This is a genomic window from Serratia sp. SM04 (assembly GCF_040280225.1).
GTDB classification, from domain to species: Bacteria; Pseudomonadota; Gammaproteobacteria; order Enterobacterales; family Enterobacteriaceae; genus Serratia; species Serratia sarumanii.
The window spans coordinates 888800-912371 of record NZ_JBEOQT010000021.1; the positions used below are offsets into that span (position 1 = coordinate 888800).

Sequence of the window (23572 nt, forward strand, 5' to 3'; positions counted from 1 at the left end):
CTTTTCCAATGGGACCTTAACCCAAATTTTCATAGGGCGAATGGTAGAACATTCTGAGCTAAATAGGATTTTCCATTAATGCTTTTTTACGCTTTAGTTAAGCGCAGGCGAAAAACGGGGAGAGATAGGATTTTTACCGAGGGAATGGCGGATATTTTCCGCTATTTCAAACGACTGGCGAAATTGAAAAATAAAGACACAATTAAGCGCATCGCAAAAGTGACAACTGCTATGTAACCTTAATGAAACAATAACGCGGCGGAACCGTCCCAAACGGCGGCCAGTGCGTACAGTAGCGCGAGAATCAGGACAAAAGGGGCATTGAACATCGGCGTTTCCTCCAGGAGGATTTGTTTAAAGTTTAGCCTCGCGAGATGACAGCAGGATGAAATTAGATCGTTTTTTGTACTGTGAAATTCAGACGGACGGAAATGGGTAAACCGCTGATTTTTTACTATAGTCATAGTGTGAAGTTATGCGTTTGTCGCCGTACGCCTCTGCATTGAGCGGCAGCGGGCAGGTTGCCCAGAGCAAGATCGTGGAGCGGACGGCGCCTGGCGCGAAACATGTGACGAGATTCTCAGAGGGTTGGTCTGTAAGGATTTGACATGTCATATGAAAATGACGATCTAAACGGTGTTGAGCAACCGAGCGACTACGTGAAAACCACCGCCTGCGAAGTGCGCAGCGGCGTAAAGGCAGCGCTCGAGCAATCATGTGCCTGCATCAAGGATAACCCTTGGGCGGGGATAGGCGCCGGCGCCGTCGTGGGCCTGGTAATAGGATTTCTGTTAGGCAAAAGGTAATAGGGAGAGTAAAGATGGGCATCATTTCCTGGATCATTTTTGGTTTAATCGCCGGTATCCTGGCCAAGTGGATTATGCCGGGCAAAGACGGCGGCGGCTTTATTGTGACCGTTATATTGGGGGTCGTGGGCGCCGTAGTCGGCGGCTATATCAGCACCTTCTTCGGTATGGGCCGCGTTGACGGTTTTAACCTGGGCAGCTTTGTGGTGGCAGTAATCGGCGCCCTGGTGGTGCTTTTTGTCTACAGGAAGATCAAAGGCTAAGCAGCCATTGCTCAACAGGGTCGCCGCGGCGGCCCTTTTTCGTGAAATCAATCCGGCTGTGCGGCGCGGGCCGCAGCGGCTGAAAGGGGAATATCATGGGTCTGTTCGATAGCGTATTGGGTAACATTCTGGGCGGCGGCGCCAACGGCAAAGGCATCGACTACATCGCCATTATGCAGTGGGTCGAGCAACAAGGCGGCCTGCAGGCCATTTTGGACAAATTCCGTCAGGGGCAGTTCGGCGATATCGTCGGTTCCTGGCTCGGCAATGGCGAAAATCAGCCGATTACCGGCGATCACGTACAGCAGGCGTTGGGTAGCGACGCCATCAACCAACTGGCTGAAAAGCTGGGTATCGATCCGGCTCAGGCGTCCAGCACCATTGCACAGTTCTTGCCAACGGTCACCGATGCCGCCTCGCCAAACGGTGAAGTGCAGCAAGACAGCAACGAGCTGGGCGACATGGTCGGTAAACTGTTCAAATAATGATTAGGCTCCCGGCGTCTGGCCGGGGGCATTCACTCCGCTGATCCCCTCGATCGTCGTCAACGCCTGCTGCAGATGCACCACCCAGGCGCGCACTTTCTCCGGAATAAAACGCAAGGCGGGATAGACCGCGTGCAGCGCCATGGGCGGGTAGCGGTATTCCGGCAAAACGGGCACCAGCGCCCCTGACGCCAGCTGTTCGGCGATTAAAGGCCGTTGAGCGCCGCCGATGCCGGCCCCAGCCTCAATGGCGGCCAGCAGCGATAGCGTATTGTTGGCGCGGAACGTGGGCCGCAGAGCAACCGTCTCGGGGCCGTGCGGGCCGAACAGGGTGAGCGTATCGCCGTCGTTCAGGCCGCTGTAACGAATGTGCGCATGTTTCGCCAACTCCGCCGGGGAACGCGGCGCGCCATGCCTGGCCAGATAGGCCGGTGACGCCACCAGCAGGCGCTGCAGCTCGCCCAAACGTTTCGCCACCATGCCGGGCGCATGCAGTTCACCGAAACGCAGCGCCACGTCGATGCCTTCGCCGATCACGTCGGCGAGGCGATCGTCCAGCAGCAGCTCGATGGCGAGGTTCGGATGACGCTGCTGGAAAGCGATGGCCAGCGGTGTGACGTGCAACTGCCCGAACCCGGTCGGGGCGTGAATGCGCAGATTGCCCTGCAACTGGTGGCGCTGGCCGTGCAGCGCCTCTTCCGCTTCGTCGACCGCCGCCAGAATCGGTTTGAGGCGCTGATAATAACCGCTGCCGGCATCGGTCAGGGTGACCGCCCGGGTGCTGCGAAACAGCAGTTGGGCCCCCAGTTGCTGCTCCAGGGCAGCGATTTGCTGACTGACCGCCGGCTGCGTCAAACGCAGATCGCGAGCGGCGGCCGACAGGCTGCCCAGTTCCGCCACCCGCATAAAGGTTTTCATTGCGTTCAGTTTATCCATGTCGATCTTGCCTATAGATTTTTCTTATAAGTGTTAGTGCTAATTCGGCTCTACCGCAAGCATCGCTAATCAATAACACTCAGGGCATCGACAACCTGAGGAGTGGCAAGATGAATGCAAAGCGACAGGCATTGGTGATCGGCGCCAATGGCGTGATTGGGCGCCGATTGATTGAGGAGCTGACCGGCCAGGGCTGGCAAGTGGTGGGCGTCTCGCGCCGGGGTGGGCAACCGGCGCCGGGGGTGCGCCACCTGCAGGTTGATCTGCTGGATGCGGCGGCGACGCGCGACGCGCTGCGGCCGCTGAGCGCGATTAGCCACGTTTTCTATGCCGCCTATCAGGATGCGCCGGACTGGGCGGGGCTGGTGGCGCCGAACCTGCAGATGTTGCAACACGTTGTCGAGGGGTTGGAGCCGACCGCACCGGCGTTGGAGCACATCAGTCTGATGCAGGGCTATAAGGTGTATGGCGCGCATTTGGGGCCTTTTAAAACGCCGGCGCGCGAAAGCGACGCCGGGCATATGCCGCCGGAGTTTAACGTGGCGCAGCAACAGTATCTGGCGCAGCGGCAGGCCGGCAAGCGCTGGCGCTGGAGCGCCATTCGCCCGAGCGTGGTGGGGGGCTTCTCCCTCGGCAATCCGATGAATCTGGCGTTAAGCATCGCGGTTTACGCGTCGATCAGCAAAGTGCTCGGGTTGCCGCTGCGCTTCCCCGGTAAACCGGGCGCTTACCACAGCCTGCTGGAAATGACCGACGCCGGGCTGTTGGCGCGCGCCACGCTGTGGGCGGCGACCGAGCCGGCGGCGGCCAATCAGGCGTTTAATATCAACAACGGCGATCTGTTTCGTTGGAGCGAGATGTGGCCGAAAATCGCCGCTTACTTTGGGCTGGAATGTGCGCCGCCGCTGCCGATGCCGCTGGAGAGCATGATGGCGGACAAAGCGCCGCTGTGGCGCGAGCTGGTGCAGCGGCACCAATTGGCCGAACCGGACTATCGCGCGGTGGCCGGCTGGCGCTTCGCCGATTTCGTCTTTTCCTGGGACTATGACATGTTCGCGGACGGCAGCAAGGCGCGGCGCTTCGGTTTCCATCAGTTCGTCGAAACCGAAGCCATGTTTTTCTCGCTGTTCGATGAGTTCCGCCGTCGCGGCATCATCCCCTGAGCGTGGCATCGGTTTCCCCGCAGCACCGGCCGCGGGGAATGAGGTCAGAACGTCAGCATGATCTTGCCGATGTGCTCGCTGGACTCCATCAGCGCATGCGCGGCGGCGGCCTGCTCAAGCGGGAAGGTTTTAAAAATTTGCGGCTTCAGCACGCCGCGCTCCAGCAGCGGCCAAACCTTCTCGCGCAGCTCGGCGGCGATCTGCGCTTTGTCCGCCACGCTGCGCGAACGCAGCGTCGAACCGGTATGGGTCAGGCGTTTCAACAGCAGCGGCATCAGATTGAGCTCTTTCACCACGCCGTTTTGCGTGCCGATTTGCACGATGCGGCCTTCCATCGCCGCGGCCTGATAGTTTTTGGCTACATAATCGCCGGCGATCAGGTCGACGATAACGTCGGCGCCTTTACCGTTGGTGGCGTCTTTGGTGCGTGCGACAAAGTCTTCGCTGCGGTAATTAATCGCCACGTCGGCGCCCAGCGCCAGGCTGGCCTGACGTTTCTCTTCGGAGCCGACGGTGGTGATCACCTGGGCGCAGAAGGCCTTCGCCAGCATGGTGGCGACCGTGCCGATGCCGGAGGTGCCGCCATGGATCAACACGGTCTCGCCGGCCTTGAGGTGGCCGCGCTGGAACACGTTGACCCAGACGGTAAAGAAGGTTTCCGGCAGCGCGGCGGCCTCGGTCAGGCTCAGGCCCGCCGGAACGGGCAGCGCATTGCTTTCATGCACGGTGCAGTATTCGGCATAGCCGCCGCCGGCGATGAGGGCGCAAACCCGATCGCCGGGCGCGAAGCGGGTCACACCTTCCCCGGTGGCCACCACTTCGCCGGCAATTTCCAGGCCGGGGATATCCGAGGCGCCGGGCGGCGGCGCATAGTTCCCCTGGCGCTGCAGCACGTCGGGGCGGTTAACGCCGGCGGCGGCGATTTTCACCAGAAGTTGGCCCGCTTGCGGAACCGGCACCGGGCGTTCAGCGACGACCAGAACCTCGGGGGCGCCCGGCTGGCTGATTTCAATCGCTTTCATCGTGCCGGGCAGCGCTGCATTTGTTGACATGGTCACTCTCCTCATCGTGGCGGACGTGGCTATCGGGCGAAACGTCCGCAATAAAGTCTGCTGTTAGCTTAGCGAAATCGAATGAGGCGCGCGTGGTCGAATAGAGCGGTTTTGCGAGGAAGGGGCGAAGCCGCCGCGATGGGCGGCAGGGCATCAATCGTTAGGGGGGATGCGGAACCCTTTCAACGAGACGATGAAGTGGTCTTTTCCTTTGGAGATCTTGGCGCCTTTATCGCACCACAGGCTGGCAAGCTGGAAGAAGTCGTCGCTGCCGATATCGTAGGCCAGTTCGATTTTCTTGGCGGTGCCGGCGCGGATGAGTTTTTCTGCTTCCTGATGGTTTGCAGCTTTAATTATGGTCATGGGCGAAATCCTTGGTGTTAAGCCAGAGCGGATAAACGCGAATAATCATATGGCCATAGTGTGACAATTTTGTGATGAAAGCATGACAGCCCGCGAAGGCGCGGCGTGCGTTGTGCCGGGCCTTCGCGGTGAAAGCGCGTTGTCGGTTACCGATCGTACGGGCGGATGAGTGTGCTTTTTTTCTGAGATTTTAAATGTTTATAGAGGGCGAAGCCCGCAATGCCGGCCAAGACGGCCAAGAGGGCAAGGGATCCTGTGGCCATGAACGTTACCTCCGAATAAGAATGGCAAGGAGGCGTATTTGTGACATTGATCACTCTGCGGGGCAATGAGAGCAATCTGTAATCGGGAAGACGCTGTGAGGGCGAGGCAAAAAAAAAGCGCCTATAGGGAGGCGCATAAAGATTTGCAACACAGCTTGTTGTGTTCAACACCAGGAGGAGTGGTGAACTGACGCTATTTTATGCAGCGGCAAAGGCGGCTGATATAGGTATTACTCCGAAAGCGCCGCTACCACTCATAGCCCAACTGAATGTTGTAATCGGGATCCTGATTGGTGGAATAAGGATCGGACTGGCGGCGGCGATCGGTTTTCTTCACCGGGCCTTCATACGCGGGATAAGGTTTGGCGCGTGGTTTGCTGCAGCCTGGATGATCGCACTCGATATCGACGCGAAAACCGCTTTTATCTCTCGCCTCTGCCCAGGCAATCGGCGGTTTTTCCGCTTTGGGGGCCGGCCCCGGCTCCGGCGCAGTTTTGGGGGCGGGGGTGATGCTGGGTTCAGGCGGATGATAATTCAGCTCCAGCGCGCCCAACGGGGCGCTGCAAGCGGCAAAGGCCAGCAGAATGGCACTGGCGGCCGGCAATGTAAGCCATCTCGGCATGGTGACTCTCCCTGAATGATTTCGTCAGGCAACTATAAAACAGCAGAACGAGAATTACTATCATTTGCCTTGGGCGTTACGGGCGAGCCAGGCGGCGATTCCATCGGCAGACGGGGTCAAATCCTGTGCGTTTAGCCGAGATTAGCGCCCCATCGCGGCGAAAAAGGTTGCTATTGCCGCTCGCTCATGAGTTAATGATGTCGGCCTGTGGTACAGACCTATTTATGCACGACATTTTGAGTAAAGTAGTTCAAATTTAAAGCGTTATCCCGGATAGCCCTTCTCTGACGAATTTCCTTTCCAGTGCCTCCATAAGTAACTGATGACCGGCTACCTCGCCCATGGCGGCTTACATTTATTATTGAAGGAATTAGACATGTCTAACATGATCAAAGGTCAAGTGAAGTGGTTCAACGAAGCTAAAGGTTTTGGTTTCATCACCCCAGCAGACGGCAGCAAAGACGTATTCGTACACTTCTCTGCTATCCAGGATCAAGGCTTCAAGACCCTGGCTGAAGGCCAGAACGTACAGTTCTCTATCGAGAACGGTGCGAAAGGTCCATCTGCGGCTAACGTTACCGCTATCTAATTGGCGCCTGGCGCTGATTGAAAAAAACCCGCTGCGGCGGGTTTTTTTGTGTCTGAAATTCGGCGGTGCGAAAAAAAGCCCGCAAGTCTGCGGGCAAAAGTTCCTTGTTACTTCTTCATTTGCGAGCGCTTCTCTGGGGGGGAAACGCCTGAAGACAGGCTACGCGAGACCGGCTTAAGATTCTGCGGCCAAACCGTTAAGAAAGTGAAAATCCAGGCGGCTGCTACGCTGATAGCAGAGGCCGGCAGGGCTAGGGCGGTGTCCATCGCCCTCGGTTTTGTAATACACTGACGGCAATCGCAAATAATGGGGAATGGTATGCAGGTTAACGATCGAGTGACGGTAAAAACAGACGGCGGCCCGCGGCGTGAAGGCATCATTTTGGCCGTAGAGGTGTTCAACGAAGGCACCATGTATCTGGTTTCTCTTGACGACTACCCGGCGGGCGTATGGTTTTTTAATGAAATCGACAGCCGTGACGGCACGTTTGTGGAGCCCTGTCGCGAGCATGGGCAGTAACTTCGGCTAATCTCATTAATTTGCTAATGAAATTGTCCGTTTTGAGATTATTTCATAGCGGTAAGATTCTTTTTATCGATGACAAAAAAATACCCGTTGCGCTAGCGGGGGATAACGCAGCAGGTATTCTTTTAAGGGCGCCAGCATCTGATATCCAGATGACATTATCACCAGGTATTTAACGGCTGGCAAAACAGAGTGGGGGCGTTCTCTGTGGTTTAACGGCTATTGACAAATATTCCACTGGTCAAGGTATCGGTCAAACGAACAACGTGGTAAATGATCTGCTTGTTGTGCGTCTTTATTTTCCGCTTGATGTTTCCTTTGTGGGAAGAGACCGTTTTGGCCTTTATTTGCATCTGGTCTGATATCTGGATGGTGCCTTGACCGGACATCCACATGCGTAACATGTTCGATTCGGTCTGGCTCAGCGTTACCGGCGTTTGATCCAGAGAGGATTTCTCCGCCCGTAGGGACGTTCTCTCGAGATAGTGACTAAGTAGCTGATTCATAGTCTCTGGTTTGATGGATTTTGACGATATGATGACGTTCTTGCGAACATATAAATAATCGTCGAAATGTACGTTGGTAATGGCCATGAAGATGAAGAATAACGTATCCGGGTGCAGTGAAATCACCCGTTTTATTCGCTCGGTGGCGTTCGCTTCGTGGATGAAGCAGTCCTCGTTAATAAACACCAGGCTGGGATTCAACTTGCTGCATTTTTCGTGCAGGCTGTCAATGTCCTCGATGGCATTAATATGGCGTTTCTTCACGCCATGCGAAGTCAGATAGTCGGTTAATCCCAATCTGGTATAGCTACATGAATCCATGATGATCGTTGGCATATCGCACCCCCACTTAAATCCGTTTTACTGCGGTAATATGAGAAAAAGCCTAAAAAGCCGAAAGGCAAAATGGAGCAATAATTCAGTGTAGCGAGTGTTCTATCAATAAACACGACGTCACTCAATGATATTTTCATACTAAACTTATTAATTGCATGAATCTATAAGTTTGGCTTAAGTCAGAGCGATCTGCTGTTCGTCCAGCTTCGGCATGTTGAGCCTGATTTGCGCTTGGCGCCCGAGCCTGTCTGCATTGCTTGCCGTGAATCTGTTCATCATGTCACGAAACAAAATTTTAGTTTGCTAGGAAAAGTCTTAAAAAAAATTCATGTGTCGTTTTTTTGAGGTCTTTCAGTGCGTTTCTTGAGCGGTGAAAAAACACTCGCCCTGAATGCTTTGCATTTTTACATATAAAAATCATTATTTTGCGGTGTTTTTTGCTTTTCGCGCAAATGATAAGCACGCCTTTTTTATCATAACAACAAACAGAAGTTAACATTCTGGCTGGAATGTGTAGCTTAATTGTTGCTATAAATCACCGTTTTACAATGAGTTATCTGGATATTTATTTCACATGAAATAGTTTTCGTGAATGTTTAACGGTGATTGAGTGATTTTTCTAAACTATCATCCTGCTGCCCGATCCCCGGGGAGGAATGGCAGGTCGGAGTTGTCTCTGGCCCGCGTTGGTTTTAACTTGCCTCTCCACCTTTCAAAAAACAGGATGCCGCGGTGAGACGGAATCAGTATGGGCAGCCGATAGGTGAAGCCCTCCCTCATTGGCAGCCGGCAGGCATGCCCGGCCACACGCCACTGCAAGGGCGGTTTTGCCGCCTGGAACCGCTTAACCTCGAGCGATGGGGGGAGGCGCTTTATCAGGCTTATCAAACCGCCGAGGACGATCGCGACTGGACCTATCTGTTTTGGGAACGCCCGCAGTCGCGCGCAGACTTCCAGCGTTATCTCCAGGCGCAGGCGTCCAGCGCAGACAGAAACACGATGGTGGTGATCGATCGGGCGAACGGGCGCGCGGTAGGAACCTGCGCTTTTTTGCGCATCGATCCCGCCAACGGCGTGGCCGAACTGGGCACCATCAACTGGTCGCCGCTGATGAAGCGCAGTGCGCTGGGCAGCGAGGCGATCTTCCTGATGCTGCGGCACCTGTTCGACGATCTTGGTTACCGGCGTTGCGAATGGAAATGCGATAGCCTCAATCTGCCTTCACGCCAGGCCGCCGAGCGCCTGGGGTTCCGCTATGAAGGCACGTTCCGCCAGGCCGTCGTCGTCAAAGGACGCACGCGCGACACCGACTGGCTGTCGATCGTCGACGGGGAATGGCCGGCGCGGCGCGCGGCGTTTGCCGCCTGGCTATCGCCGGATAACATCGGCGATGACGGACGGCAAGCACGGCAATTGCAGGCCTTCCGACGCGAGTAATGCGCCGCGTGCATTAGGCCGCTTCCGCCAGGCAATGGCGCAGCGAGTCCAGCGCCAGTCTGATGTCCTGTTCCTCTGTCATCCAGTTGACCAGCGCGGCGCGGATCCCCGGCTGATGGTGATAGCTCGTTGGGGTGCAACGCACCACGCCGTGCCGGTTAAGGCGATCGAGAAAGCGATCGCGCGCCGCTTCGCTGTCGCCCTGCGGGTGACTGAGCGCGAAACACACCACGTTCAAATTCACCGGCGCCAGCAGATGGAAGCCGTCGTCGGCCGCTAACGCCGCGCCCAGCGCCTGCGCCAATCGGACATTGCGCTCGACGATATCCCGTATGCCGCTGCGGCCATAGGCTTTCAGCGTCAGCCAAAGCGGCAGGGCGCGGAAGCGGCGCGAATTTTCCGGCGTCAGGTGCAGATAGTTGTCCGGCCGCGGCGTCGGCGCTTCCAGGTAAGCCGAATGGTTCTGAAATACCTGCATCTGCAGATCCAGGTGGCGGGTAAATTGGATCGCGCTGTCATAAGGCACGTTCAGCCATTTGTGCGCATCGACGGTGATGGAATCGGCATGCTGCCAGCCCTCGAGCCTTGGGGCGTATAGCGGCGAGCAGGCCGCTACGCCGCCGAATGCCGCATCGACATGCAGCCAGAACGGGTAGCGCTCCCGCAGCGCCAGCAGACGCGGCAGATCGTCGAAAGCGACGGTGTTGACCGTGCCGGCGCTGGCCAGCACCAGCGTGGGACGGCCTGCGCCGGCGGCGAGCTGTCGCTCCAGCGCCGCCATATCCATGGCTTCTGAGTCCGGCAGGCTGGCGACGGTCGTCAGCGCGTCGCGGCCGATGCCGAGCATGCTGAGCGCCTTCACGCTGCTGGAATGCGGGTTGGCCGCCAGCACCCGGACGGGGCCGAGCGCCGCCAGGCCCTGTTGGGCGATATCCACGCCGTGCTGTTGCCCCAGCCACTGCCGGCCAATGGCCAGCCCAGCGAAATTGGCCATGGTGGCGCCGCTGACCAGGCTGCCGCTGAACGCTTCCGGCAGGCCCAGCAGGGATTTCAACTGCGTCACCGCGGCCAGCTCGATCGCCGCAGCGATCGTATCATGGCTGAGCTGGCTATTTTGGTCTGTCACGCTAACCAGCCAGTCTGCCGCGACCGCCGCCGGCGTGCCCCCGCCGGTGACGAAGCCAAAATAACGCGGGCCGGCGCTGGCGGAAATGCCCGCCTGATAACGTTGCCAAAAGTCATCCAGCGCCGCTAGGGCGCCTTCGCCGTTTTCCGCCAGCCGATCGTCACCGGGTTGCAGCTGCTGTTGCGCGAGCGGTGGGCAGACTGAGCGTTGCTGCAGCCCGGCCAGAAAATCTTCCGCCAACTGGCGGGTGTGATCGAGGATCTGCGGAAACTGTGCAAGATCCTGTTGTAAACGTGGGTGCATGGCGGCTCCGAAAGCGTCAGGGATGATGGGGTAAACATAGAACATTTGCCTGCGGGCCAAAATCGATAAAAAATAGCCTTTTTGGCTAGCCTGGTTAACCAATGATGAATGAACGTCTCCCGCTGCATGTCTTGCCGACCTTTGCTATCGCCGCTAGGTTGGAGAATTTGCGCGCCACGGCGCAGCAGGTGCATTTGACGCATGGCGCGGTCAGTCAGCAAATTCAGCTGCTGGAGCAGGCGGTGGGCTACCCGCTGTTTGAACGGCGCGGGCGCGGTGTGCGCCTGAATGCCGCCGGGAAAGAGTTGCTGGCGGCGGTAGAGCCGGCGCTGCAGGCGCTGCAGCAGGGCGTCGCCCGCGCCCGGCGCTCGGCGGCGAGCCAGACGCTGCGCATCAGCGTGCTGCCGTCTTTTGCCCATTACTGGCTGTTGCCGCGTTTGCCGGCATTTCATGCAGCCTGCGCCGATATTGCGCTGGATATCGATGCCTCGCTGGCGTTGCAGGATCTGTCGCAGCGCGGGTTCGATGCGGCGATCCGCATCGGCAGCGGCCAGTGGGCGGGGCTGCAGGCGCAGCGCATCGCGTCGGGCGACGTGCTGCCGGTCGCCTCGCCGGATATGGCGCGGCAGTGGGGAACGGCATTCGAGAACGGCGGCGACGTTCCCTTTCTGGAGCACGACGTCAGCCCGTGGCGCGACTGGTTCAATGCGCAAGGGCGCTCGCGGTGCGGGCGGCAACAGGCGGTGTTCAACGATGCCGGGTTGTTGATTCGCGCCGCGGAGCAGGGGTTCGGCATCGCGCTGGCGAAAAAGCTGCTGGTGCAGGATGCGATCGACGCGGGGCGGCTGGTGGCGCTGGCTGCGCCCTGTCGCCTGAGCGAGGACGACGTTTATCTGGTGTGGCCGCAGACCGCCGGGCTGACGCCGGCGGTCACACGCTTGCTGCAGTGGCTGCAGCAACAGTTGGCGGCGGTTTAACGGCGCAGCCACTCCGGCTGTGAGGTGCCGAGCGTGGTCGCCGGCAACGCCCATTGCAGCGCCGTACCCTGCAGGCTTAACGGGGCACGAAGGCGTTGCGCGGCGCCCCAGTAAGTCAGTTCCGTTTCCGGGTTCTCGTCGGCGGTTCCGGCCGGCGCCAGCGGCTCCGGCCGATAATCTGCCGAACAGGGATGCGCCAGCAGCAGTTGCGCCGTGCGCGCCAGCGACAGCCGCGCGTGGTAGCCGGTGCCGCGGCTTAGGCGCTGCGCCATACCGGTCAGCACCGCCGCCGCCATCAAATAGCCGGTGGCGTGGTCCAGCGCCTGTACCGGCAGCGGCACCGGCAAACTGGCGCTGCGCCAAACCATGCCCGCCTCCGCCAGCCCGCAGCTCATCTGCACCAGGCTGTCGAAACCGCGCCGGGTGCGCCACGGTCCGCTCCAGCCATAGGCATTCAGGCAGACGTCTATCAGGCCCGGCGCCAGCGCGCGCCTTTCCTCCGCGCCATAGCCCAACTTCTCCAGCGCACCGGCACGGTAGCCGTGCACGATCACGTCGGCGTTCCTCAGCAGATGTTCAAACGTGTGGCGATCGTGCGCATTGGTCAGGTTGAGGCGCGCGCTGCGTTTGCCCAGCATTACCTCGTGCTCGACGCCGGGCTCATCCCAACCGTAGGGATCGATGCGCAGCACGTCGGCGCCCAAACCGGCGAGAAAACGGGTGGCGATCGGCCCGGCGAGAATGCGCGTCAGATCCAGCACCCGCACGCCGTGCAGCGGCCGGGCGACGGGCAACGTCCAGCCCGGCGGCGGCGCTTCCGGCTGCAGCGAGGCGTGGATCAGCGGTTCGAGCGCCACGCTCTTGCCCTGAATATGTTGTCGCCACGCGGCCGCCGAGCGCATTTGGGCCGCGCAGCCGCCGGCCTCGATCACCGCTTCCTCCAGCTCGCTTTTTTTCCAGCCCAGCACGCGTTCCGCCAGCGCGCCTTTGTCCGATGCCGGGCCCAGCACCTGTTCCACCGCCCGCCGATGGTGCGGTGCATTGGTGTGCAGGCGTATCCAGCCGTCCGCCGTCGCGTAGTCGCCGGCCAGGGCGTCCCAGGCGGCAGGCAGCGTCCAACCCAGCGGACGCAGCGTCCAGCCGAACCAGAGCGAGGCCAGGCGTTGATCGATCCAGACCTGCGGCGCATCGGCAGCCTCGCGGCGAAGCAACTCGGCGCAGGCCAAACCGGCGGCGCTCCAGGCGGCGGTAGCCAATTCGGTCACGGGAAAAGCCGAAGGCAATGCGCCGGTACCGCTTACGGTTAACCGGTCGCAGGGCGCGGGGCGTTGCCCCAGGCTTTGCCAAATCTCGTCGAGCAGAGTGTGGATCAGAGGCGTCATCAGCCACTCCTTGCGGGTCGTCGGAAATATAGCCTAGCGTAGCCCATCGCCGGCGACCTTGCTAAGGCGCAACGTCGAACGTGCGGCCGTCGGCCAGTTTGGCGTGCAGGCTGTGGGCCGCTACGCCGGCGAACGACTGCGCGCTGAAGTTGGCGGTCAGCGTCGAACCGTCGCTGAAGGTCGTCTGCTGCACCCAGCCGTCCCGATCGAGCCAGCGGAAGTCGGTCAGCGCTTTGTCCCAGAGGGCCTGATGCAACGGCCGGAAGGCGGCGTCGGCGCGTTTGATCGCCGGCAGGCGGGCCGCCAGGGTGGCGCGGCTCAGATGGAACATCGGCGCGGTGTTGTACAGCTGGCTGAGCAGACTGCGGGTGGTCTGAACGTCGCTGAACTTCAGATTGTCGTAATTCCAGTGGTGGCTGCTGACGATCGCATCGTGGAAAACGGCTTGGTACAGCGGCAGGCGATAACGCGGATCGAATTCGACGGTGCGGTAGGGCTGCTTCACCTTGGCGGGGCGGAAGAAAAACGCCGGTTGAGCGTTGGGCCACCAGGCGCCGAGATAATAGGGCGAGGATTTATCCTGATTCATCTGCTTGTCGCCCCAGCCGAATCCCCAGGTTTCCATGCCGTGGGCGAACATCAGGCTGCGGGCGGTTACCGCATTGCCGTCCTCCGAGCCGAGCGGCAGCTTAAGGGTGGCGCTGAACCAGGCCAGCCGGGCGTTGCGCGCCTCGGCCATCTGTGCCGCGCCAGTCGGGTGGCCGGGCTGATAGTCGTCGGAGACCATGCTGGTGCCGTCCACGTCGAGGAACAGGCTGTTCAACCCGGCCAGTTGCACCAGCTCGCGCATGCGCCGTTGAGAATAGGGCAGGACGCAGCCCGGATTGAGGTAGTACCCCTGTTTGCCGAAGCCGGGTTTCTTGCTGCCGTCGGCGCGCACGATGGCGCAACTTTCCCGCAGCGCCGTCGGCAGTTGCGCGGTGAGCCAGCTGTCGTTCACGCCGCGTGGAATGGCGGTATCGTAGGAGTCGTAGCTGGCGATCAGATAGCCGGCCGCCTTGGCGGCGGCCACCGCCTGCGGGTGCAGGAAGGCGGCGGTCCAGTTATCGGTGCCCAACCACAGGCGCGGCAAGCCGGCCTGGCGCAGCGCATCGATCACCGGTTTGGCCAGCCCTTGCCCCCAACGGTCCGCCGGGGTTAACCAGCGCCCCAGTTCCTGTTGCGCCCGCTCCCGCACCGCGGCGGCCTGGCGCTGCTGCGCCTGCAGAAAATCGGCGTCATCCGGCGTGGCGCCCAGCGGGATTTGCGCCGTCAATGCCTGGTTGATGCCGTCGATCAGGGGCTGTTGCTGCCAGCCCTCCGGTGTTTTGCCCGCCAGCTGCAGCAGGAGCTTTCTGCTCTCGGCATCCATCTTCTGCCGCAGCCCTTCGGCGGCGGGAGAGGCGAGGTAGTGCAGCAACCCCGGCCAATCTTTGACATCTTCCGCCGCCAGCAATTTATCGCCCCACAGGTAGACATGGGTGGCGCCGATCAGCTTTTCGCCTTCGGGCGCCTGCTTTATCTTCTCGCGCAGGCTGCTGAACTGGCCGTTCTGTTGCAAATAGTCGCGATAGCGGCGGGCGCCGGACAGCGGCGTGTCACCGACGTGCAGCAGCACCTCGAATGCCTGTTGCTGATTAAAGCGGTTGAACTGATGCCCGGCGCGCATCTCCAGCTTTTCCTGCGCCGAGGCGAAGGTGACCCGGTTGCTGAACGGCGTCAACATCAGCCAGCTGTAGACCTTGCCCTGGTATTGCTGGCTCCACAGCGGCAGCTTCAGATCCCAGTTGGTATCCAGCGGCGTCATTTCCGCCGTCAGGTAATGGCGCCAGACGGCGTTGTCGAGCGGAATGCGGCTGCCTTCGCCGATCGGCAACAGCAGCGTTTCTGTTTGTGGCGGCAGGCGATACCAGTTCAGAAGCTGTGGCCGGTCGCTGCTGAAGCTCAGGCGCAGATCGCCGCCTTCCAGACGGGCGCTAACCTTGACCGCGCTCTGCGGCCAGCGCCAGCTGGCGCGTTGTGGCGACGCGGTGAGATCCGCCACCTGTTGCGCGGGCTGCGCCAGATTGACCGGCACAGCGCCGGCGGCAATGCGCAGCGTGGCGGGATCGAGTTCAAACTGCGCGTCGCCTTGCTGCAGCAGCAGGGCATCGGCGGGATAGCTGACGAGCAGCGCGAGCGCGAGCGGGGAAAGCCGGTGTTTCATCGGGGGCGTCCTTGAAAGATGAAGGGGAGCAGTTTACCGATAAGCGCACTGCCGCCCAACGCTGTCGCTGCCGATTTGTGACATCGAAATATCATCGCGGTATTTCAGTTTATTTTTCGTTTAATAAATTAGCCTTTACTTCATTACCCGACGTCACTATACTCAGCCAAAATTTCAGTGGAGAAACCCAATTGGACAGTTGTAGTTGTAATAAAACAAATAAGGCAAGCTGACCAATTCTCTTCTGATTTGTTGCTTGCCGTTATCGGCGGGCAGCACCCCTCTCCAGTTATTCCTGAGCTGTGCATACCCGAATATAAAACGTTTCCTGAGGTCTGATGGTTTCAGGTGAATTGAGTTGGACGTTATTATGGTATTCTGCAGCCACAGCCTTTTCCCTCCAGGCACAGTACGCTGATTCGCTGATTTATTTTCGGCGCAATTTTGCGTGTGCTAAACAGCACATGATTTTATCTCCTGAGGTTAATTAAGGGGACAGTCATGGCTATGACTCCTTTCGTTTTAAATTTATTGCTGGCGATGTGCCTGGGCGCGGTAATTGGCGCCGAGCGCCAGTGGCGCCAACGCATGGCCGGCCTGCGCACCAATGCGCTGGTGGCGACCGGCGCGGCGGTCTTTATTCTCAGTTCCATGTCCACCGATCCGGCCAGCGCCGGCCGCGTGGCTGCGCAGATCGTATCCGGTATCGGCTTCCTCGGCGCCGGCGTTATCATGCGTGAAGGGCTGAACATTCGCGGCCTCAACACCGCCGCCACGCTGTGGTGTTCGGCGGGGATCGGCGTACTGTGCGGCCTGGGCCAGCATTGGGATGCGGTGGTCGCCACGCTGGTGATCCTGTGCGCCAATATCCTGCTGCGCGAGGCCGCCCAGCGCATCAATCTGCAGCCGCACCAGCAGGCGACCGACCTGGAACTGTGCTATCGCATTCAGGTGACCTGTGGCGAGCAGGATGAAATTCTGGTGCGTACCCTCATTCTGCAGGCGCTGAACGGCGTCGCCTTGCGGCTGCAATCTTTGCGCAGCGCCGATATTTCCAGCCCGGGGCAATTGGAAGTGTGCGCGGAAATTACCGCCACGCCGGCCGCACAAAAAGAAATTGAGGGTATTGTCTGCCGCGTCAGCCTGGAAAAAAGCGTGAGCGCCGTTCGCTGGCGCGTTGCGTCTGAATTACCGGTCTGAGTAATGATATAAATATTTATTAACTTGATTATATGTTCGTGTTTATTCAGGTAGGCCTGAATAACGCGAGCATTAAGGAGGCGTTATGGACGATGACCCCGGAAGGGAAATGATTCTTGCGTGGCTGACAGGGTAATCACGCTATTCAGTCACGCTAATTAGAAAATTCCACTCTGCGCAGAGTCACCTGTTTATCGGGCGGGATACCCCTGTGCGCAGAACGAAAATAAGAGAATAGCGTTATGACTCAGATTAATGAAAGAACGCGTCGCCGTGATAAAGACGCGGTGACCTACGCCATTGCGGAAGAAGCGACCAACAGCATCGCCCAAACGCTGGCGAACCTGAAGTGCAACCGCAACGGTTTGACTCAGGACGACGCCGATGAGCGGCTGGAGCAGTTCGGCGCCAATCAGGTCGCCCACGACAAGGCGCCGCATGCCTTGATCCAGCTGATCAAGGCTTTCAACAACCCGTTTATCTTCGTGCTGATGGTGCTGGCTGCGATCAGTTTCTTTACCGATTATTGGCTGCCGCGCCAGAGCGGTGAAGAAACTGAACTCACCGGCGTCATTATCATTCTCATCATGGTCACGCTGAGCGGGCTGCTGCGTTTCTGGCAGGAATACCGCACCAACAAAGCGGCGGAAGCGCTGAAGTCGATGGTGCGCACCACCGCCACGGTGCTGCGCCGCAGCAGCTACAGCGCGCATCCGCTGACGCTGGAAGTGCCGATCCGCGAACTGGTGCCGGGGGATATCATTCAGCTCTCCGCCGGCGACATGGTGCCGGCCGACGTGCGCCTTATCGCCTCGCGCGATCTGTTCATCAGCCAGGCGATTTTGACCGGCGAAGCGATCCCTATCGAAAAATACGATGCCATGGGCAGCGTGGCGCAGAAGTCGAGCGAAGGGGAAGTGTCCAGCGAGAACGCGCTGCTTGAGCTCTCCAACGTCTGCCTGATGGGCACCAACGTCGCCAGCGGCACCGCCACGGCGGTGGTGGTGGCGACCGGCGGGCGCACCTACTTCGGCTCGTTGGCCAAGTCCATCGTCGGTTCGCGGGCGCAAACCGCGTTCGATCGCGGGGTGAACAGCGTCAGCTGGCTGCTGATTCGCTTCATGCTGGTGATGGTGCCGGTGGTGTTGCTGATCAACGGTTTCACCAAAGGCGACTGGAGCGAGGCGGCGCTGTTCGCACTGGCGGTGGCGGTCGGCCTGACGCCGGAAATGCTGCCGATGATCGTCAGCTCCAACCTGGCGAAAGGGGCGATCGCCATGTCGCGCCGCAAGGTGGTGGTGAAGCGCCTGAACGCCATTCAGAACTTCGGCGCCATGGACGTGCTCTGCACCGACAAGACCGGCACGCTGACCCAGGACCGCATCATTCTCGAGCACCATATCGACGTCAACGGCGCCAGGGATAACGAGGTGCTGCACCTGGCCTGGCTGAACAGCTTCCATCAGAGCGGCATGAAGAACCTGATGGATCAGGCGGTGATCCGCTTCGGGCGCGGCAAACCGGGGATCGAAGCCCTGGGGCGTTTCAGCAAGGTGGATGAGCTGCCGTTCGATTTCGTGCGCCGCCGCTTGTCGATCGTGGTGGCGGACGAAAATGGCAAGCAGCAGCTGATCTGTAAGGGCGCGGTAGAGGAGATGCTGGAGATCGCCACTCATGTGCGTGAAGGCGACAAGACGCTGGAACTGGACGACGCGCGCCGTGCGGCGCTGCAGGCGCTGGCCCGCGAGTATAACGAAGACGGTTTCCGCGTGCTGGTGCTGGCGACGCGCGAGCTGGATGCGCAACGCCCGGCCGACCCGCTGAGCGTGGCCGACGAGCGCGACATGGTGGTGCAAGGGTTGCTGACCTTCCTCGATCCGCCGAAGGAGAGCGCGCAGCAGGCGATCGCCGCACTGCAGGAAAACGGCGTGACGGTGAAGGTGCTGACCGGCGACAACCCGGTGATCACCTGCAAGATTTGCCGCGACGTCGGGCTGGAGCCGGGTGAACCGCTCTCCGGGCTGCAGATTGAACAGATGGATGATGAAACGCTGGCGCGCGAAGTGGAGCAGCGCACGGTCTTCACCAAGCTGACGCCGCTGCAAAAATCGCGGGTGCTGAAAATGCTGCAGGCCAACGGCCATACCGTCGGCTTCCTCGGTGACGGCATCAACGATGCGCCGGCGCTGCGCGATGCCGACGTCGGCATTTCGGTCGACACCGGCACCGACATCGCCAAGGAGTCGGCGGACATCATCCTGTTGGAAAAGAACCTGATGGTGCTGGAAGAGGGGGTGATCAAAGGGCGCGAGACCTTCGGCAATATCATCAAGTACCTGAACATGACCGCCAGCTCCAACTTCGGCAACGTGTTCTCGGTGCTGGTGGCCAGCGCCTTCATTCCGTTCCTGCCGATGTTGGCGATCCACCTGTTGATTCAAAACCTGATGTACGATATTTCCCAGCTGTCGCTGCCGTGGGACAAGATGGACAAAGAGTTCCTGCGCAAGCCGCGCAAGTGGGACTCCAAAAACATCGGGCGCTTTATGCTGTGGATTGGGCCGACCTCGTCAATCTTCGATATCACGACGTATGCGCTGATGTGGTACGTGTTCGCCGCCAACAGCGTGGAACACCAGGCGCTGTTCCAGTCCGGCTGGTTCATTGAGGGGCTGCTGTCGCAAACGCTGGTGGTGCATATGCTGCGCACCCAGAAGATCCCGTTCATTCAGAGCACCGCGGCGCTGCCGGTATTGCTGACCACCGGGTTGGTGATGGCGCTCGGCATCTACATTCCGTTCTCGCCGCTCGGCGCCCTGGTTGGCCTGCAGCCGCTGCCGTGGGAATACTTCCCGTGGTTGGCCGCTACGTTGGTCAGCTACTGCGTGGTCGCGCAGTTGATGAAGCGTTTCTACATCCGCCGCTTCGGCGAGTGGCTGTAAGCCGCCTCGGCGTTCACTCCGGGGGCGAAATTTTTCGCCCCCGCTCCGCTACAGCAGTTTGTTGACCAGCAGGCCGAGCATGATGGTCAGCGTGAAGGAAAACAGCGTGCCGAGCAGCACATACTCGGTGCGCATCTTATCGTCGCTCTGGCGCAGATCGCCGAAACGGAAGATAGATTTGGCCGCCAGCAAAAAGCCGATCGCCGGGATTTGCCCCAGCAGCACAAAGGTCAGGATCAGCGTTCTCTCCAGATAGCCAATCTGTTTGCCCGCGCGCAGCAGCGAGTCGTTGTCGGCCTTGGCCGAAGGCGGCATTTGCGGCGTCCAGTGCGCCAGCAGTTGCCCGATCAGCAGGCTCATCGGCAGATAAATCAGGCTGTAGGCCACCAGCACCAGGCCGGTTTGCCAACGCCCCAGTTGCCGCCCCAGCGCGGCGAGCAGTTCACCGGCATTCGGCGTCAGCCCCAGCCACAGCAAGGCGATTACCGCCAGATGCAATCCCTGATCGAGCAGGAAACTGCGGGCCGGGCTCAGGCGGTTCATCGCGGTGACCTTCAGTAAATCGATCAGGTAGTGGCTGACGGCGATGATCAGCAGGCTGGCCAGCACCTGAAGTGAAGAAAGCCCGCCGTGCAGCAGGCCGAAACCGGCCACCACCCAGGCGGCCAGCACCCCGTGCAGCAACGCGTGCAACACCAGAAAACGTGAACGCGCGCGATGCTGGATTTTATCTTCCACCCAACTCAGCGGCTGCAGCGGAAAATCCGCCAGCAGATGGACGAGCAACAGCCAGGCCAGCAAAGGCGCATAGGTCAGATCCATAGTCAGACGATCCTGTTAATGGCGTGAATAAACCGCATGATTTCCTCGTAGGCCGCGCGTTTCAGCGCGGCGGAGACCGTGGAGGCGGCTTTTTGCAGCTGATCCGCCACGGCAGCGCCGCTGTCGGCGAACATTCTCGCCTGGACGATGCGCGCTTCGGTCTGCGACAGGCGGCCAATCACATGATCTAACATCGGCAGCAGATCGCTGACAATGGCGTTTGTCCGATCGTTGTCGGTTTTCAGAGCCAGCCGGCAATTTTTCGCCATGGCGTCCAACGCGCTGCCGGAGTTGATAAAGGCGCTGCCATAGCCGGCGGCGTCGGGCCGTTGGCTGCCCAGCCCGACGGCGACGCGCGCATCCCAGTGCGCGGCGCCCGTTGCCCGCAGCGCGAGGCGAATATACACCGCCAGCAGCAGCCCGTCCTCCGGGGCGGCCTGCGCCTGGAAGGCGTCGCCGCGAAAGATTTCCACCTGATGCAGCCGCCCGTCGCGCCGCAGCCGATCGAGCAGGCTGTGCAGCTCATTGAGGTAGTTGACGGTGTCTGATCGGCGGGAATCGACCAGATCGCCGCTGATTACGCTGATTGGCGTCGGCATGACATGTTCCGATGTTTATAGAAGGATGACTATAAATTCGCACCTGGATACGAATATGTCAATAATTCGCCTTTTGGGGCGAATTTCTCGGATTTTCGCCTGTGAGGACGAATTGAGGCAGGGTGAGGAGGGGAATGAATGGCCGGGAATGCGCGGGCCTGCAGGCTCGCCACCGGCGGCGTAGACGGAAAGTGGCCGGCAACCGGCCGTTCAGAAGCTTTTAACCAGCACGTCACGCGGCATTTCGCTGCCGTGTTTCAGCAGGTGCTCAAACGATCGCTCGCTGCTTTTCAGCTGCTGCAAAAATTCCTGCGGCGACAGATCGTGTTTTTTGCCGCTCATGTAAGCCAGCGCCAGTTCTTTTGCCTGATAGCGGGAGAAGTTGTACATGGTGTCCTCGATACGATGAATGTCAGTGCTCACGATTGTAGCGAAAGAGCACATAATGAACAGCGGCTTTGGCGTATGGAATCGATAGCCGAAACTTAACTTGCCGGTTGCAACAGCTCATCGCACAGGCGCTTGATCACCTGAGCCTGCGGCAGGCCGTTGTGCAACATCTGGCGGATATGCTCCGAATCGCTGATGCCCTGGCGGACATGGTGCTCGATCGCCTGTAGCACGGCCCGATCCTCCCGTCGCTCGGCGAAACCGCTCAGCGCGTCGAGAGTGTGCAGGATATGGGCGGTCAGGCTGCTGCGGCGCAGCGTCGCGGGATCGACGTATTCGGCGGCGAAACCGCTGCGATAGGCGTTGATCTTGTTGTAATTGGTGAAGGCATCGTATTCCGGCGCGATCGGCGTGCGGTGTTGCAACAGAAAATCAGCCAGCAGACGGCAGTAACCGACCAGCAGCACGGCATGCGCGAGGCGCAGCGGCGTATCGCAGATGCGGATCTCCACCGTGCCCAGCTCCGGTTTGGGCCGCGCATCCCAGTAAATATCCTTGATGCTTTCAATCACGCCGGCGGCGTTCAGCCGTTCGTAGTAGGCATTGAATTCGCGCCAGCTGTAGATGTGTTCCAGGCATCCGTAGTTGGGGAAGGAATTCTGCGCGCTGAAACGGGAGCTGGCAAAGCGCGTATCGACGCCCTGGTACAGCGGTGACGATGCGCTGAGCGCGATCAGCTGCGGAAAGTAGGGCGTCAGTGCATGGCACAGGTACATCGCTTCGTTCCCGTCGTTGACGCCGAGGTGGATGTGTTGGCCGAACACGCAGGCCAGCTTGGAAAGATAGCCAAAGCGGCTGGCCAGCTGCCTGTAGCGCGCGTTGTCGCTGATGACCTGCTTGCGCCAGTCGTTGCTCAGATGGCGGCCGCCGCCGCAGACGTCACAGCCCAGGCGCTGCGCGCTGCGCCGGACGGTATGGGTCAGGGCGCGCAGCTCGGCGTGCAGCTCCTCGAGATCGCGGTGCACCGAGCTGTTCAGCTCCACCATCGATTTGGTGAGCTCATGTTTGACGCGCCGGCGGTCGCCGACCGCGCTGACCACCCGGTCGGCCCGATCCGTAAGATCGTAGTGCTTGTCATCGACCAGCTGCAGCTCTATTTCGGTGCCGATGGAGAGCCTTTCCGAACGTTTGAATGTGAGCGGCATGGTGCCTCCCCTCAATACGCAACGTTAATTCAGTATAAGTCGCGGGGGGAGGCTTTGCCGCAGAAGGGAGGGTTAATGCAGTTCGGCGCCGCTGCGATCGGCCAGCGCTTCCAGCAGCGGGGCGGACGGCACGAAGAACAGGGTGCCGGTCACCGCGTGGCTAAAATCGAGCAGCCGATCGTAGTTGCCGGCCGGGCGGCCGATAAACATGTTTTCCAGCATCTGCTCGATTGGCTGCGGAGAGCGCGCATAGCCGATAAAGTAGGTGCCGAATTCGCGCAGGCCGGGGCGGCCGAACGGCATGTTGTCGCGCAGAATTTTCACCTCGTTGCCTTGCTCGTCGGTGATGGTGGTCAGCGAACTGTGCGATGACGACGGTTTGACCGCTTCATCCAGTTCGATGTTGGACTGCTTATGGCGGCCGATGATCTTCTCCTGCGTTTCCACGCTGAGCGAGTTCCAGCCCTGCATATCGTGCAGGTATTTTTGCACCAGCACATAGCTGCCGCCGCTGAACGCCGCGTCTTCGTCGCCGATCACCGTGTAGTCGAAGGCTTCGTGCCCCTCCGGGTTCTCCGTGCCGTCGACGAAGCCGATCATGGCGCGCTGATCGAAGTAACGGAAGCCGTGCACCTCTTCGACCACCGTCACGGCGTCGCCGAGCTTGCCGACCAGCTGCGAGGCCAGTTCGAAACACAGATCCATTTCATCGGCGCGGATATGCAGCAGGATATCGCCGGGCGTGGCGACGGCGACGCGTTCCCCGCTGCCGATCGGGCTGAACGGATGCAGCTGGCGAGGGCGCGGGGCGCCAAACAGCGTATCCCAGGCTTCGGAGCCGAAGCCGCAAACGCAGGTGAGGTTGCCCGCCGGCGCGCGTTTGCCGACCGAACGCACCACGGCGGCGATGTCGCCGCACCAGGCGCGCACCGCCGCCAGATGGGCGGGAACGGGCGACAGAGTGGCGACGATGAAGATGGCATGGCGCGTTACCGGCGTGAATACGGCTTGCGGCGGGTTGTTATTTGCATTCAT

At 59.9% G+C, this 23572-nt stretch carries 23 protein-coding genes; 10 read left to right on the plus strand and 13 right to left on the minus strand.

Annotated features, from left to right (window positions below; genetic code table 11):
- Positions 1-608: 608 nt before the first annotated feature.
- The 3 genes from ABTW55_RS18660 (at position 609) to ABTW55_RS18670 (ending at position 1554) form a co-directional block, all read left to right on the plus strand.
- Positions 609-806, plus strand: a complete 198-nt coding sequence (locus tag ABTW55_RS18660) for a YqjD family protein (RefSeq protein ID WP_033635087.1) — start codon at positions 609-611, stop codon at positions 804-806.
- Between the two features lie 14 nt (positions 807-820).
- Complete coding sequence (locus ABTW55_RS18665; RefSeq protein WP_033635086.1) at positions 821-1069, plus strand: GlsB/YeaQ/YmgE family stress response membrane protein; 249 nt, start codon at positions 821-823, stop codon at positions 1067-1069.
- A 95-nt stretch (positions 1070-1164) separates the two neighbouring features.
- A complete protein-coding gene (locus ABTW55_RS18670) occupies positions 1165-1554 on the plus strand; it encodes a YidB family protein (protein ID WP_033635085.1) in 390 nt (129 codons plus the stop codon).
- A 3-nt stretch (positions 1555-1557) separates the two neighbouring features.
- On the opposite strand, the gene ABTW55_RS18675 is transcribed toward ABTW55_RS18670, so the two are convergent.
- Positions 1558-2490 carry a LysR family transcriptional regulator gene (locus tag ABTW55_RS18675; protein WP_033653583.1) on the minus strand — a complete coding sequence of 311 codons (933 nt, stop codon included), beginning with the start codon at positions 2488-2490 and terminating at the stop codon, positions 1558-1560.
- Between the two features lie 110 nt (positions 2491-2600).
- Here ABTW55_RS18675 and ABTW55_RS18680 point away from each other — a divergent pair, with 110 nt between their 5' ends.
- On the plus strand, positions 2601-3653 hold the full coding sequence (locus ABTW55_RS18680) for an SDR family oxidoreductase (RefSeq protein ID WP_060421627.1): 1053 nt from the start codon (positions 2601-2603) through the stop codon (positions 3651-3653).
- Between the two features lie 44 nt (positions 3654-3697).
- On the opposite strand, the gene ABTW55_RS18685 is transcribed toward ABTW55_RS18680, so the two are convergent.
- From ABTW55_RS18685 to ABTW55_RS18695, 3 genes are all read right to left on the minus strand, one after another.
- Entirely contained in the window at positions 3698-4705 is a 1008-nt protein-coding gene (locus ABTW55_RS18685; protein WP_033647848.1) for an NAD(P)H-quinone oxidoreductase, read from the minus strand.
- A 153-nt stretch (positions 4706-4858) separates the two neighbouring features.
- On the minus strand, positions 4859-5068 hold the full coding sequence (locus tag ABTW55_RS18690; RefSeq protein ID WP_033647847.1) for a hypothetical protein: 210 nt from the start codon (positions 5066-5068) through the stop codon (positions 4859-4861).
- A gap of 510 nt (positions 5069-5578) precedes the next feature.
- The gene (locus tag ABTW55_RS18695) at positions 5579-5953 is read right to left on the minus strand and encodes a hypothetical protein (RefSeq protein WP_039565400.1); all 375 of its coding nucleotides are present in this window, start codon (positions 5951-5953) and stop codon (positions 5579-5581) included.
- A gap of 376 nt (positions 5954-6329) precedes the next feature.
- Between ABTW55_RS18695 and cspE the strand changes: the two genes are divergently transcribed.
- A complete protein-coding gene (cspE, locus tag ABTW55_RS18700) occupies positions 6330-6542 on the plus strand; it encodes a transcription antiterminator/RNA stability regulator CspE (RefSeq protein ID WP_004935122.1) in 213 nt (70 codons plus the stop codon).
- A 318-nt stretch (positions 6543-6860) separates the two neighbouring features.
- Complete coding sequence (gene dsrB / locus ABTW55_RS18705; RefSeq protein WP_033635079.1) at positions 6861-7061, plus strand: protein DsrB; 201 nt, start codon at positions 6861-6863, stop codon at positions 7059-7061.
- A 218-nt stretch (positions 7062-7279) separates the two neighbouring features.
- On the opposite strand, the gene rcsA is transcribed toward dsrB, so the two are convergent.
- Entirely contained in the window at positions 7280-7909 is a 630-nt protein-coding gene (gene rcsA / locus ABTW55_RS18710; protein ID WP_033635078.1) for a transcriptional regulator RcsA, read from the minus strand.
- A 795-nt stretch (positions 7910-8704) separates the two neighbouring features.
- On the opposite strand from rcsA, the gene ABTW55_RS18715 reads away from it, so the two are divergent.
- Positions 8705-9346, plus strand: coding sequence for a GNAT family N-acetyltransferase (locus ABTW55_RS18715; RefSeq protein ID WP_080289899.1), 642 nt, complete (start codon positions 8705-8707; stop codon positions 9344-9346).
- A 13-nt stretch (positions 9347-9359) separates the two neighbouring features.
- Here ABTW55_RS18715 and ABTW55_RS18720 read toward each other — a convergent pair whose 3' ends face one another.
- Positions 9360-10775: a pyridoxal-dependent decarboxylase gene (locus tag ABTW55_RS18720; RefSeq protein WP_033635075.1), complete on the minus strand. Its 1416-nt coding sequence runs from the start codon at positions 10773-10775 to the stop codon at positions 9360-9362.
- Between the two features lie 101 nt (positions 10776-10876).
- On the opposite strand from ABTW55_RS18720, the gene ABTW55_RS18725 reads away from it, so the two are divergent.
- On the plus strand, positions 10877-11752 hold the full coding sequence (locus tag ABTW55_RS18725) for a LysR substrate-binding domain-containing protein (RefSeq protein ID WP_060421621.1): 876 nt from the start codon (positions 10877-10879) through the stop codon (positions 11750-11752).
- Here the strand turns inward: ABTW55_RS18725 and ABTW55_RS18730 are convergent.
- Both ABTW55_RS18730 and ABTW55_RS18735 read right to left on the minus strand, forming a co-directional pair.
- On the minus strand, positions 11749-13134 hold the full coding sequence (locus ABTW55_RS18730; protein WP_060421619.1) for a CoA transferase: 1386 nt from the start codon (positions 13132-13134) through the stop codon (positions 11749-11751). The genes ABTW55_RS18725 and ABTW55_RS18730 overlap by 4 nt on opposite strands.
- A gap of 61 nt (positions 13135-13195) precedes the next feature.
- Entirely contained in the window at positions 13196-15379 is a 2184-nt protein-coding gene (locus ABTW55_RS18735; protein ID WP_060421617.1) for a glycoside hydrolase, read from the minus strand.
- Between the two features lie 501 nt (positions 15380-15880).
- Between ABTW55_RS18735 and ABTW55_RS18740 the strand changes: the two genes are divergently transcribed.
- Together ABTW55_RS18740 and mgtA are read left to right on the plus strand one after the other, a co-directional pair.
- Positions 15881-16579, plus strand: a complete 699-nt coding sequence (locus ABTW55_RS18740) for an MgtC family protein (RefSeq protein ID WP_025303346.1) — start codon at positions 15881-15883, stop codon at positions 16577-16579.
- A gap of 242 nt (positions 16580-16821) precedes the next feature.
- Positions 16822-19521, plus strand: a complete 2700-nt coding sequence (gene mgtA / locus ABTW55_RS18745; protein ID WP_033653591.1) for a magnesium-translocating P-type ATPase — start codon at positions 16822-16824, stop codon at positions 19519-19521.
- A 48-nt stretch (positions 19522-19569) separates the two neighbouring features.
- Here mgtA and ABTW55_RS18750 read toward each other — a convergent pair whose 3' ends face one another.
- The 5 genes from ABTW55_RS18750 to ABTW55_RS18770 form a co-directional block, all read right to left on the minus strand.
- A complete protein-coding gene (locus ABTW55_RS18750) occupies positions 19570-20343 on the minus strand; it encodes a DUF3307 domain-containing protein (protein WP_033635070.1) in 774 nt (257 codons plus the stop codon).
- A gap of 2 nt (positions 20344-20345) precedes the next feature.
- Entirely contained in the window at positions 20346-20942 is a 597-nt protein-coding gene (locus tag ABTW55_RS18755) for a hypothetical protein (protein WP_033635069.1), read from the minus strand.
- Positions 20943-21152: 210 nt separating this feature from the next.
- Entirely contained in the window at positions 21153-21332 is a 180-nt protein-coding gene (locus tag ABTW55_RS18760; protein WP_004935085.1) for a hypothetical protein, read from the minus strand.
- A gap of 95 nt (positions 21333-21427) precedes the next feature.
- Positions 21428-22537: a YbdK family carboxylate-amine ligase gene (locus ABTW55_RS18765; RefSeq protein ID WP_060421615.1), complete on the minus strand. Its 1110-nt coding sequence runs from the start codon at positions 22535-22537 to the stop codon at positions 21428-21430.
- 72 nt (positions 22538-22609) lie between these two features.
- Complete coding sequence (locus ABTW55_RS18770) at positions 22610-23572, minus strand: Dyp-type peroxidase (protein ID WP_033635063.1); 963 nt, start codon at positions 23570-23572, stop codon at positions 22610-22612.

Bases quoted from the DNA above. Each gene is read 5' to 3' on its own strand.
- ABTW55_RS18720 (WP_033635075.1), bottom strand. From the start codon at position 10,775: ATGCACCCACGTTTACAACAGGATCTTGCACAGTTTCCGCAGATCCTC.
- ABTW55_RS18675 (WP_033653583.1), bottom strand. From the start codon at position 2,490: ATGGATAAACTGAACGCAATGAAAACCTTTATGCGGGTGGCGGAACTG.
- ABTW55_RS18665 (WP_033635086.1), top strand. From the start codon at position 821: ATGGGCATCATTTCCTGGATCATTTTTGGTTTAATCGCCGGTATCCTG.
- ABTW55_RS18760 (WP_004935085.1), bottom strand. From the start codon at position 21,332: ATGTACAACTTCTCCCGCTATCAGGCAAAAGAACTGGCGCTGGCTTAC.
- ABTW55_RS18730 (WP_060421619.1), bottom strand. From the start codon at position 13,134: ATGACGCCTCTGATCCACACTCTGCTCGACGAGATTTGGCAAAGCCTG.
- ABTW55_RS18660 (WP_033635087.1), top strand. From the start codon at position 609: ATGTCATATGAAAATGACGATCTAAACGGTGTTGAGCAACCGAGCGAC.
- ABTW55_RS18740 (WP_025303346.1), top strand. From the start codon at position 15,881: ATGGCTATGACTCCTTTCGTTTTAAATTTATTGCTGGCGATGTGCCTG.
- ABTW55_RS18670 (WP_033635085.1), top strand. From the start codon at position 1,165: ATGGGTCTGTTCGATAGCGTATTGGGTAACATTCTGGGCGGCGGCGCC.
- ABTW55_RS18680 (WP_060421627.1), top strand. From the start codon at position 2,601: ATGAATGCAAAGCGACAGGCATTGGTGATCGGCGCCAATGGCGTGATT.
- ABTW55_RS18765 (WP_060421615.1), bottom strand. From the start codon at position 22,537: ATGCCGCTCACATTCAAACGTTCGGAAAGGCTCTCCATCGGCACCGAA.
- ABTW55_RS18750 (WP_033635070.1), bottom strand. From the start codon at position 20,343: ATGGATCTGACCTATGCGCCTTTGCTGGCCTGGCTGTTGCTCGTCCAT.
- ABTW55_RS18770 (WP_033635063.1), bottom strand. From the start codon at position 23,572: ATGAATGCAAATAACAACCCGCCGCAAGCCGTATTCACGCCGGTAACG.
- cspE (WP_004935122.1), top strand. From the start codon at position 6,330: ATGTCTAACATGATCAAAGGTCAAGTGAAGTGGTTCAACGAAGCTAAA.
- ABTW55_RS18685 (WP_033647848.1), bottom strand. From the start codon at position 4,705: ATGTCAACAAATGCAGCGCTGCCCGGCACGATGAAAGCGATTGAAATC.
- ABTW55_RS18725 (WP_060421621.1), top strand. From the start codon at position 10,877: ATGATGAATGAACGTCTCCCGCTGCATGTCTTGCCGACCTTTGCTATC.
- mgtA (WP_033653591.1), top strand. From the start codon at position 16,822: ATGACTCAGATTAATGAAAGAACGCGTCGCCGTGATAAAGACGCGGTG.
- dsrB (WP_033635079.1), top strand. From the start codon at position 6,861: ATGCAGGTTAACGATCGAGTGACGGTAAAAACAGACGGCGGCCCGCGG.
- rcsA (WP_033635078.1), bottom strand. From the start codon at position 7,909: ATGCCAACGATCATCATGGATTCATGTAGCTATACCAGATTGGGATTA.
- ABTW55_RS18735 (WP_060421617.1), bottom strand. From the start codon at position 15,379: ATGAAACACCGGCTTTCCCCGCTCGCGCTCGCGCTGCTCGTCAGCTAT.
- ABTW55_RS18695 (WP_039565400.1), bottom strand. From the start codon at position 5,953: ATGCCGAGATGGCTTACATTGCCGGCCGCCAGTGCCATTCTGCTGGCC.
- ABTW55_RS18715 (WP_080289899.1), top strand. From the start codon at position 8,705: ATGCCCGGCCACACGCCACTGCAAGGGCGGTTTTGCCGCCTGGAACCG.
- ABTW55_RS18755 (WP_033635069.1), bottom strand. From the start codon at position 20,942: ATGCCGACGCCAATCAGCGTAATCAGCGGCGATCTGGTCGATTCCCGC.
- ABTW55_RS18690 (WP_033647847.1), bottom strand. From the start codon at position 5,068: ATGACCATAATTAAAGCTGCAAACCATCAGGAAGCAGAAAAACTCATC.